Consider the following 9,693-nt stretch of genomic DNA (forward strand, 5'->3'; position numbering starts at 1 on the left):
CAAAATTGTATAATATACCCAAAATATTGTAAAGATATATTTACATTTATTGTTACACACAAAAAAAGAAACCGGCCACTTTACTTCGTAAAACAGCCGATTTCTTCTATATGTTTCATCGTGCGCGCCAATACATCGTCGCGCATTATAAAGCTAAATTTTCTATCCGTTTTAATGTTGTCAGGAATGTCTGTTAATAAAACAGAGCCTTTCGTTTCTTCGTAATGCGTATGTTCTTCTACCGCACTAATTGTTGCAAAATAAATGTTTTTAATGATTATTTTGTCTTTTCCAGATACTTTATATTGTCCTAAGTAAGTTAAATCAGAAACTATGCCGCCGGTTTCTTCATGAACCTCTCGAACTGCCGCTTCTTCCGGTGTTTCCCCGAGTTCCACTTTACCACCTGGAAATTCAAGACCGCGACGTAAATGATGTGTTAATAACCATTGATCCCCATACCGGCATACAACCCAAACATGCTTTGGCTCAGGAGAAAATGGATAACGTTCAAACGATAATTGTACAGTGTTGTGGTAATAATCTTTAAATTTGTACATGCCATTACTCCCCTATTGATGGTTACAAGTTTTTCCTACCACAAATTGTAGCATATTCTCGCTTTTCTGCATAATATTATCCAATTATAATCCATTGATTATTCCCATTTGCGCGACTAATTCTTTCGTCTCATGATTTCCTAAATCGTAAATCATTTTATATGCTTTTTGTAGTTGTTCATCATATCGGTCATTATTTGAATCGTGATGATACTCAACAAATGGAACGTGAGAACGTACAAATGAACCTAAATCCTCTACATATGCTTGATCAAAGTACTCTCTTAACTCCGTAATTTCCTCATCACTTGCGGAAATCTCAAAATTATACGTATCCGCCGTCTTCACTTGTGAAATTTGACCATTTCCTATTGATATATAATATGTTTTTTTCTGCTCCATGTAACACCCTTCTTTCATCCTTTTAATTTCTATTGTTTTCATCAATTACAAAATTATGTAAAATAAAGAAAAGGAGGGATTTCATGTTCAAAATATTAATTATCGGTATTATCATCGTCCTAGTCATACTAGTACTCTCCGTCATGACGATTAATAAAGGCTATGCATATAAACATTCTATTGATAAACCAGAAGATAACCCTTATGCAAAAAATAATAAGGAGAGTTCATAATATGCTTCGTGTATTTCGTATTCTAATCGCACTCACTGTAATAATTATGTCCGCAATTGGACTCTATACAGGTCAAAATAACTTTCTACCAATTTCACAATTTCTATTAGGAGCTTTACTATGTCTCATTGCAATTGAACAAATAAAGAAAAAAGATTCAGGAACAGGCTTTATTTGTATTACTGCTGGAGCTTTCTCTTGGATTGTCCTCATTATTACCTACATAAAATGAAACTTTAATCAGTGGGGATTTTGTTCATCCCCCACTGATTATTAGCCCTCACCAATCGGGCTTTAACGGGCAGCCCGACCCCCACCTAACTTCTTTGCTTTCGCTGAATTTTGAGGTGGGGGTCTTACTGCCCGTTAAATGCGGGATAAAATAGAAGGAGGAGACTTTATGTTAAAAGGAGCTCGAATTACTTTTTCACTTATCGCCTTATCTATCGCAATCTATGGCTTTATTAGCGGTAACAGAGAAATTATTATGCCTTACATGTTCATTTTCTTAGGGGCTATGGCTTTCACTATAGGGATGGAAGAAATAAAAAAGCATAGACAATCCAGCAGCATACTCGCTTTTATGGCTGGAGCTGGTGCTTTACTTCTTGGCTTCTCAGAACTATTTCGGTAAATTATTTATTTAAAAGGAGGAGATTTGTATGCTAAAAACCTTTCAAATTATATCCGCTCTTATCGTCATCGCTCTCGCTCTATCCGTAATATTTACAAACGCACTTGTTACAATGCCTTATATGCTTATCGCCTTATCTATTATGACCTTCATCATGAGTGCAGAGGAAAAACAGAAACAAAAGAAAGTGCACAGTATACTCTCCTTCTTTTCTGGCGTATTCACTTTAATCGTTGCTATTATAATTTCTGTCTCTCAATAACTAACTTTCTACTAGGAGGTTAAAATGCATATAAGAAAATTACAACTAACCATCGTTTTTATTACTTTGATCTTATGTTTATACAGCACATTTACAATGAACTTTCAAATCTTTTCACCTATCATTTTGCTCCTCTTTAGTTTATATGGCATTTTAGTAGGAATTGAGACGATTCAAAAACAGCAAAAACAAATTGGAACTATTAGCATCGGTTTAAGTCTTTTTACGATTATTTTTGTTATTCCATTTATACTGTTCTTTTAAAGGAGGATTACATGTTAAAAAATATTCGAATTATAATAGCCACTATCGCTCTTTCTCTTGCCCTATTTAGCTTCTTTGCAAACTTCACCATCCTTTTACCTTATGTCTTTATCCTTTTAAGTATTATGTTTATCCTTTTTGGAATTGATGAAATAAAAGAGCGGCAAAAAGCAAAAGCATTTGTTTATTTTGTTGGTTCCGCCTTTGTTTTATATGTTGGGGTGTCTAGTATACTTTCATAAAAAAAAAGAGCATGTTTCGCTCTTCTTTAACTCACCATTTTCAACCCAATAATCGTCCCCATAATTCCAACGATACAAATAATCCGAAAAGCATTTTTCGGTTCTTGAAAAAATAAAATACCGACAACCGCTGCCCCGAGCGTCCCAATTCCAGTCCAAACTGCATATGCGATTGATAATTGAATTTCTTGCAGTGCCATCGTTAAAAATTGAAAACTAATAATAAAGCCACCTATTAAAATAATATTATTCGTCCAATTATTATCTTTTGCTACTTTCTTTATCCCAATTACACCGACGATTTCAAAAAGCCCAGCTATAATTAAATACATCCACGCCATTTTATTTCACCTCTTCCTTGTCGCCACTAAATTTCAATCCGATAATAAATAATGCTAATAAACAAACAAGGAAAATTTTAATAAACGAAAATGGCTCTTTAAAATACACAATATCTACTACTATCGTTCCAACTGTCCCAATTCCAGTAAATACTGCATATGCGGTTCCAATTGGGATTCTTTTCGTCGCTTCAATTAATAGATGAAAACTAGCTAAGATTGCAATAAGTGTCAAAATACTCATCGAATTTGTTTTTAATCCCGTTGCCCAATATATTTCGATTAAGCCTCCAAATACTAAATACAGCCACGCCCTATTTGTACTAATCTCTTTTTTCTTTTTCACTTCTTCTTTTACCTCTTGTCTTATTTCTTGTTTTGAAGAGCTACGTTTCTTTTTCGGAAAAAGAATGTAAGACATCGCCCATATAAAATGAATCATAAGTACCGATGTCCAAACACTGACAATGGTATTAACAGTTTCATTTTGATAAAAGCCGATTTGTTTGTTCAAAATCCATTCTTTCATATGAAGAAAATAAGAACCGCTTGGCAAATCTTGAGCTGGTACAAGCCCTACTACAAAAATAAATAGTAGCTGTGCAAGAATGAAAATGCCCACATGTTTATAAAAGTATTGACGCTCTAATCGTGCGTGTTCCTTTCCATATAGCTTCTCTTTTTGCATAGCTGTCATTTATCTTCCTCCTTTTTCAAATAATACTCCACCATTTCATCTATATACTTCATTGTTTCCGAATCAAGTCCATACACTTTTGCCATCTCTCCCTCTTCAGGTCTAATTAATTCCCAATACTTATTTATTAATTGTTCATCTTCTTGAAATACATGCATGGAGAAATTCAATACTTTTCCCGCCAATTGTTGCACTTCTGGTGAATCTATTGGTTCATTTATACGCTCGCGAATTTCTCTTAATACTTGCAGCCACTCTTTCGTTCTTTTATCATTTTCTTCAAATGTTGGTAAACCTTGAATAATCTGCTGCTCTTCCTCATTAAAATACCTTTTCCAAAATTTCTCCCTCTGATCAATTCCTTGTACTGATTTTATAAACAACATTAAATCTTCTGTTCTAAGCTCTCCTGTCAATTCAATGGAATGAAATGTTGTATATAGTAGCTTTTCTAAATCCTGTAACCTTTTTACTTCCCCTTGTATTGTTTGAATTTCATTTTGAATCGCACGTTTCCATCTGTCTTCTTCTGAAATCCCCTTTTCTTCTTTTAATACTTCTTTTATTTCTGAAAGCTTAAAACCCAGCTTTTTAAAAGTTGTGATTTGTTGCAATGTAATTACGTCATCTTTTGAATAGTAGCGATATCCTGAATCAGCAACATAAGACGGTTTTAACAATCCAATTTCCTCATAATATCTAAGTGTTCTCGTCGTTACACTCGTTTCTTTTGAAATTTCACCAATACTATACTTATCCATCATTTCCTCCCTTTACTTTATTTATCTCTACTATAAACTTTGACGTATACGTTAGAGTCAATACTCTTCATACATACATTTCTACAAATAAAAAAACTGCCCTTTCACAGGCAGTTTTTCTTTATCCCGCCTTAACAGGCAGTAAGACTCCTACCTCCAAATTATGTAAAATTGAAGAAGTTATGTAGGAGTTTAACTGCCTGTAAAGGTCCGATTGGTTCAACTAATAATCAGTGGGTGATAGGGCCCCTCCCCCATCACCCACTGATTAAAGTTTCACTTTATCCAAACACTTTCTCAAGTTCATCTTTATCTTGGCTTAACCAGAAGTTCATTAAGCGTTGTGCTCCTTCTAAATCGTGAAGCTTCGCTTGGCCACATTGTGTTTCATTTGCAGCCGGAATTTCTGTAATTTGAACCGCATCTTTTAATGTTAGTTCTAATAAATCAATGATTTCTCGAACTGTCGGTGTTCCGCTTACTACAAGATAGTATCCTGTTTGGCAGCCCATCGGTGAAATATCGATAATATCAAAATGCGGATAACGATCAATATATTTACGTAAATTAAATGCTAATAAATGTTCTAACGTATGAATAACATCTGGTTTCATTGCTTGTTTATTCGGTTGGCAAAAACGAATATCGAATTTATTTACAATACCGTCACTACCTACGTTGTGAACTCCGCAATGTCTTACATAAGGCGCCTTTACAATCGTATGATCTAATTCAAAGCTTTCTACTGATGGCATACAACATCTCTCCCGCTTTTAATTTAATTCCGTTATATCCAATATGATATAACGGAAATTAACATTAGTAAAGTATTATGTACAGTCATGCTATAATACTTTAAGACTATGCTGAAAAGGAGACCATTATGAAACAGATTTTTATTGGGATTATACGCTTTTATCAAAAGTTCATTTCTCCGATGACACCACCAACGTGCCGCTTTTATCCAACTTGTTCTCATTACGGATTAGAAGCGTTTCAAAAACACGGTGCCCTCAAAGGCTTTTGGCTTACTTGTAAGCGCATATTAAAATGTCACCCTTTCCACCCAGGAGGATTTGATCCTGTCCCAGATAAAAAGGATGACAAAGTAAATTCTTAATTGTCGTAACCATTCACAACTAAATCTAATTTTCCTGTGTCAGGATCGATAACAAGACCGTGAACAGGTACTTCTTCAGGAAGTAACGGATGGTTACGAAGTACTGATACGCTATGTTCTACACTTTCTTCTACACTAGAGAACCCTTGTAGGAATCTTTCTAAATCGATTCCAGAATAACGAAGTGTATCTAATTTCTCTTCTGTGATACCGCGCTCTTTCATCTTCTCGATTGTACTACTCGCTTGAATTTTAGCCATACCGCAATCATGGTGGCCAACTACACATACTTCATCAGCACCAAGCTCGTATACAGCAACTAAAATACTACGCATAATACTTCCAAACGGATGGGAAATAACAGCTCCTGCTACTTTAATAATTTTCACATCACCGTTACGCATATTCATTGCTTTCGGTAATAGTTCAACAAGACGAGTATCCATACAAGAGATAATTACCATTTTTTTATTTGGGAATTTTCCTGTTTCATACTCTTCGTATTTTTTCTCTTCAACGAATTTCTCATTGTATTGTAAAATCTCTTCTAATGACTTCATAGTAAAGAACCCTCTTTTCTCTCATTTACATTACTTATATAGTGTACCAAAATTTAAAAAACTCAAAAAGGATATTGCTTTATAGTAAAAATAAGATATTTTCAGATAACCGCCATAATTCTTTCAAAATATACACACAGCTTTGTAACAAGTCCCACATGATTTACCACTATTTTCTCTATAAACTAACTGTAGATAATGTTAAAAAGGAGTGAATATTTATTATGTCCGACGTTCTGTTACTGAGTCGTTTTCAATTTGCAATTACTATTTTTTATCACTTTTTATTTGTACCTTTGACAATCGGACTTGTTATTTTAGTGGCATGTATGGAAACTCAATACGCCCGCACATTGAATCCAACATACCGCAAAATGGCAAATTTCTGGGGTAAATTATTTACAATTAACTTCGTAATGGGGATTATAACCGGGATTACAATGGAGTTTCAATTTGGAACAAACTGGTCTGAGTACTCCAAATATATGGGAGATATTTTCGGATCACCTCTCGCAATCGAAGCACTCGTTGCCTTCTTCTTAGAATCTACTTTCATGGGAATATGGTTATTCGGTAAAGACAAAATTTCACCAAAGTTCCGTGCCTTCTGTATGTGGATGGTTGCACTTGGAACAAATATTTCTGCCCTTTGGATCATTACAGCAAACGGTTTCATGCAAAACCCTGTTGGCTACGTCGTACGTAACGGCCGCGCTGAATTAAACGACTTCTGGGCACTTGTTACAAATCCATATGCTTGGAATATGTTCTTCCATACTGTAATTGGTTGTTATATCGTTGGTGCTTTCTTCGTTATGGCGATTAGTGCCTATCACTTATTACGTAAAAATGAAGTTGAATTCTTCAAAAAATCATTTAAGTTTGGTTTAATGTTAGGATTATTCGCCGCAACAATTACACCATTTATGGGACATCAATCTGGTGTATCAGCAGCTAAATATCAACCAGCTAAAGGTGCTGCGATGGAAGCTGTTTGGGAAACTGGAAAAGGACAAGGCTTCTCGATTGTTCAAATTCCTGATGTAAAAAACGAAAAGAACTTTGAATTCCTTACGATTCCGAAACTAGGAAGTTTCTTCTATACAAATTCATTTGATGGAGAAATTGTTGGGTTAAAAGATATCCCGAAAGATGAACGTCCAAATGTTAACCTCGTGTACTATAGCTTCCGCTTAATGGTTGCACTTGGTATGTTCTTTATGGCATTAACTTGGTACGGTTTCTACTTAAACCGAAAAGGAAAACTAGAAAACTCAAAACGTTATTTAAAAATTACAATATGGTCTGTTTTACTACCATATATCGCAATTAACGCTGGTTGGATTGTTGCTGAAGTAGGGCGTCAACCATGGACAGTTTATAAACTAATGCGTACAGCAGAATCTGTATCACCTATATCCGTTCCACAAATTTGGTTCTCATTAATTAGTTTAATCTTGTTCTACACTTTACTTTTAATCGCAGACGTATACTTAATGCTGAAGTTCGCGAAAAAAGGACCAGCATTAGAAGAGCCTGCTACTGAAGGAGGTACAGCTCATGTCTCATGATATGCTCGCAATCATCTGGTTTGGTTTATGGGGCGTAATTTGGACAGTTTACTTCATTCTTGACGGGTATGCACTTGGTAACGGAATGATTTTTCCTTTCGTTGCAAAAGACCGACAAGAACGAAATCAATTACAAGAAGCAATTGGCCCGTTCTGGGGTGGTAATGAAGTATGGTTAATTACAGCTGGCGGCGCAACATTTGCTGCTTTCCCAATCACATATGCAAATATGTTTAGTTACCTATATACACCACTATTTTTAGTATTACTTGCACTGTTCGCTCGTGCTGCTGGACTTGAATTCATGCATAAAGACGATTCACCAATTTGGCAAAAAACTTGCAAATGGGCATTTACAATTGGTAGTTTCCTAATCGCCTTCTTATTCGGAGTTACGTTCGCTAACCTGTATTACGGACTACAAATCGGAAAAAATGGTTATGAAGGAAATTTACTTAGCTTACTAAATCATTACGGTATTTTAGGTGGCCTGTTCTTCACTGCTATATTCGTCGTATCTGGTGCCCTTTGGGTTATGATCAAAACGACTGGTGAAGTATCTGATCGTGCTTATAAAATCGCAAGACCATTTTCAATGGCAGCTGCTATCATTTTAGCTATCTTCTATGTAGCAACTGCTAATCGCACAAACTTATTCCAAAACTTCACAGAGTATCCGGTACTATTCATTCTTCCAGTACTTGCTATGTTAATGAGTGTACTCGCACTTATTATGGTGTACAAACATAAAATCGGTCTTGCCTTCACATTCGTTTGCTTAACAATCGCGATGTTTATGACGACTGGCTTTGCAGGCATGTTCCCAAGAATGTTACCGTCACGTATTAACGATGCATACAGCACAACGTTATATAACGCAGCTGGTAGTCAATTAAACTTAAAAATTATGTTCTTCGTTGCAATGGTTATGGTACCAATAGTTATTGGATATCAACTTTGGAGCTACAGTATCTTTAAAAATAAAATTCATAAAGACTCTGCTAAAGGGTATCACTAAAATGAAAAAAGACACTTCGTTTGAAGTGTCTTTTTTATACGTATGATTTTTGATAGGATGTTATATTTCTAATCTAACAACTATAATACAGAAGAATCATTAACAGCTCACAGCTAGATTGTAGCACAGGACAAGTTCATCATTTTATGCAATTTTACATATTTATCTATAAAGTAAATTGTATTCCCTGATCATTCGCATCGCTATCCTTTACATCCGCTGTACTAATACCACTAAATGTTTGTACTTTCATTCCTGTATTCGATGATCCCGATCCATTATAAGCTTTCGTTTTTTCAATTGGCTGCACGTTATATTTATCACCTAAGTTAATTGTTCCGTTACAATTTTCAATAATAACACCTTCCACAATTGACGGCATTTTGTCACCTACTTTCATTTCCTTACTTTTAGTTTATGAAAACCGCCTACAAAAATAGCATGTTTCCATAAGAAAAAGCACTCGAGGTGAGTGCTTTTTCTCTAAGCATGAATGGCAAGTTTGGAGACAGTTGACTTCTTCAAAATTTTATTAGGGGTAATATTTTGAAAAAGAAAGCCTTTCATATGTAGGTTAACACTACTGGAATATATAGTAAATTGATAATCTTTATACGGAAGATTGCTAATGTTTAGTATAGATAATTTCCACTATATTAACAGTGGAAACTCATCTACATTAAAACAACAAAAAAAGTGCCTTCAAAGAAGACACTTTCATAAACAGACACTATAAAACAGAATTATTTATTGTTATACGATTGTTAGATACAAAAAGTAGAGGGAAATGTTTGTATAAAATTCTGCTTTATAAAGTCTGTCTACACTTCATATTTTAATCCTCTTCACTTGAAAATAAATATAATATGCATAATTACATACAAAAAAGAAAAGACACTCCCTAGAGTGTCTTTTCACAGAGTGTTGGGAAACCCTTTAGGGTTCCCAACACTCTGATATCTTTTTTGATTTTAATGAAAGCAAACAACATGAAATAATAGAATTTAGAAAAATAGCCCTCCACTAAC

17 protein-coding genes are annotated in these 9,693 nt (G+C 34.8%); 9 read left to right on the forward strand and 8 right to left on the reverse strand.

The window, feature by feature from the left end:
• Positions 1 to 80: 80 nt before the first annotated feature.
• Positions 81 to 560, reverse strand: a complete 480-nt coding sequence (gene mutTA, locus ACTFOB_RS25805) for an antimutator 8-oxo-(dGTP/GTP)ase (RefSeq protein WP_000276386.1) — start codon at positions 558 to 560, stop codon at positions 81 to 83.
• An 84-nt stretch (positions 561 to 644) separates the two neighbouring features.
• Complete coding sequence (locus ACTFOB_RS25810) at positions 645 to 962, reverse strand: hypothetical protein (protein ID WP_000435821.1); 318 nt, start codon at positions 960 to 962, stop codon at positions 645 to 647.
• An 83-nt stretch (positions 963 to 1,045) separates the two neighbouring features.
• Here ACTFOB_RS25810 and ytzI point away from each other — a divergent pair, with 83 nt between their 5' ends.
• From ytzI to ACTFOB_RS25840, 6 genes are all read left to right on the forward strand, one after another.
• The gene (gene ytzI, locus ACTFOB_RS25815; RefSeq protein ID WP_151631666.1) at positions 1,046 to 1,195 is read left to right on the forward strand and encodes a YtzI protein; all 150 of its coding nucleotides are present in this window, start codon (positions 1,046 to 1,048) and stop codon (positions 1,193 to 1,195) included.
• A 1-nt stretch (position 1,196) separates the two neighbouring features.
• Positions 1,197 to 1,427, forward strand: coding sequence for a DUF3953 domain-containing protein (locus ACTFOB_RS25820; RefSeq protein WP_151631667.1), 231 nt, complete (start codon positions 1,197 to 1,199; stop codon positions 1,425 to 1,427).
• Positions 1,428 to 1,595: 168 nt separating this feature from the next.
• A complete protein-coding gene (locus ACTFOB_RS25825; protein WP_440030010.1) occupies positions 1,596 to 1,829 on the forward strand; it encodes a YczI family protein in 234 nt (77 codons plus the stop codon).
• Positions 1,830 to 1,857: 28 nt separating this feature from the next.
• The gene (locus ACTFOB_RS25830) at positions 1,858 to 2,091 is read left to right on the forward strand and encodes a DUF3953 domain-containing protein (RefSeq protein WP_440030011.1); all 234 of its coding nucleotides are present in this window, start codon (positions 1,858 to 1,860) and stop codon (positions 2,089 to 2,091) included.
• A gap of 24 nt (positions 2,092 to 2,115) precedes the next feature.
• Entirely contained in the window at positions 2,116 to 2,355 is a 240-nt protein-coding gene (locus ACTFOB_RS25835; RefSeq protein WP_440030013.1) for a hypothetical protein, read from the forward strand.
• An 11-nt stretch (positions 2,356 to 2,366) separates the two neighbouring features.
• On the forward strand, positions 2,367 to 2,597 hold the full coding sequence (locus ACTFOB_RS25840) for a YczI family protein (RefSeq protein WP_440030015.1): 231 nt from the start codon (positions 2,367 to 2,369) through the stop codon (positions 2,595 to 2,597).
• Between the two features lie 26 nt (positions 2,598 to 2,623).
• Here ACTFOB_RS25840 and ACTFOB_RS25845 read toward each other — a convergent pair whose 3' ends face one another.
• The 4 genes from ACTFOB_RS25845 to luxS form a co-directional block, all read right to left on the reverse strand.
• On the reverse strand, positions 2,624 to 2,938 hold the full coding sequence (locus tag ACTFOB_RS25845) for a DMT family transporter (RefSeq protein WP_000312450.1): 315 nt from the start codon (positions 2,936 to 2,938) through the stop codon (positions 2,624 to 2,626).
• Between the two features lies 1 nt (position 2,939).
• Positions 2,940 to 3,635, reverse strand: a complete 696-nt coding sequence (locus tag ACTFOB_RS25850; protein ID WP_151631672.1) for a DMT family transporter — start codon at positions 3,633 to 3,635, stop codon at positions 2,940 to 2,942.
• The gene (locus ACTFOB_RS25855) at positions 3,632 to 4,396 is read right to left on the reverse strand and encodes a MerR family transcriptional regulator (protein WP_440030019.1); all 765 of its coding nucleotides are present in this window, start codon (positions 4,394 to 4,396) and stop codon (positions 3,632 to 3,634) included. The genes ACTFOB_RS25850 and ACTFOB_RS25855 overlap by 4 nt, the downstream gene beginning before the upstream one ends.
• Positions 4,397 to 4,677: 281 nt before the next feature.
• Positions 4,678 to 5,151 (reverse strand): S-ribosylhomocysteine lyase LuxS, encoded by a 474-nt coding sequence (luxS, locus tag ACTFOB_RS25860; RefSeq protein WP_001141371.1) that lies wholly within the window; start codon positions 5,149 to 5,151, stop codon positions 4,678 to 4,680.
• Positions 5,152 to 5,279: 128 nt separating this feature from the next.
• On the opposite strand from luxS, the gene yidD reads away from it, so the two are divergent.
• Positions 5,280 to 5,516, forward strand: coding sequence for a membrane protein insertion efficiency factor YidD (gene yidD / locus ACTFOB_RS25865; RefSeq protein ID WP_000809334.1), 237 nt, complete (start codon positions 5,280 to 5,282; stop codon positions 5,514 to 5,516).
• On the opposite strand, the gene ACTFOB_RS25870 is transcribed toward yidD, so the two are convergent.
• On the reverse strand, positions 5,513 to 6,076 hold the full coding sequence (locus ACTFOB_RS25870; RefSeq protein ID WP_151631675.1) for a beta-class carbonic anhydrase: 564 nt from the start codon (positions 6,074 to 6,076) through the stop codon (positions 5,513 to 5,515). The two genes, yidD and ACTFOB_RS25870, sit on opposite strands and share 4 nt — an antisense overlap.
• Positions 6,077 to 6,300: 224 nt before the next feature.
• Here ACTFOB_RS25870 and cydA point away from each other — a divergent pair, with 224 nt between their 5' ends.
• Both cydA and cydB read left to right on the forward strand, forming a co-directional pair.
• Positions 6,301 to 7,647, forward strand: coding sequence for a cytochrome ubiquinol oxidase subunit I (cydA, locus tag ACTFOB_RS25875; RefSeq protein WP_440030021.1), 1,347 nt, complete (start codon positions 6,301 to 6,303; stop codon positions 7,645 to 7,647).
• On the forward strand, positions 7,637 to 8,665 hold the full coding sequence (gene cydB / locus ACTFOB_RS25880; protein ID WP_061677536.1) for a cytochrome d ubiquinol oxidase subunit II: 1,029 nt from the start codon (positions 7,637 to 7,639) through the stop codon (positions 8,663 to 8,665). Before cydA ends, cydB begins: the two co-directional genes overlap by 11 nt.
• A gap of 166 nt (positions 8,666 to 8,831) precedes the next feature.
• On the opposite strand, the gene ACTFOB_RS25885 is transcribed toward cydB, so the two are convergent.
• Positions 8,832 to 9,065: a spore germination protein gene (locus ACTFOB_RS25885; RefSeq protein ID WP_440030024.1), complete on the reverse strand. Its 234-nt coding sequence runs from the start codon at positions 9,063 to 9,065 to the stop codon at positions 8,832 to 8,834.
• Positions 9,066 to 9,693 lie beyond the last annotated feature (628 nt).

Origin of the sequence: Bacillus cereus group sp. MYBK79-1, from assembly GCF_051915365.1 — a bacterium.
Lineage (GTDB): Bacteria > Bacillota > Bacilli > Bacillales > Bacillaceae_G > Bacillus_A.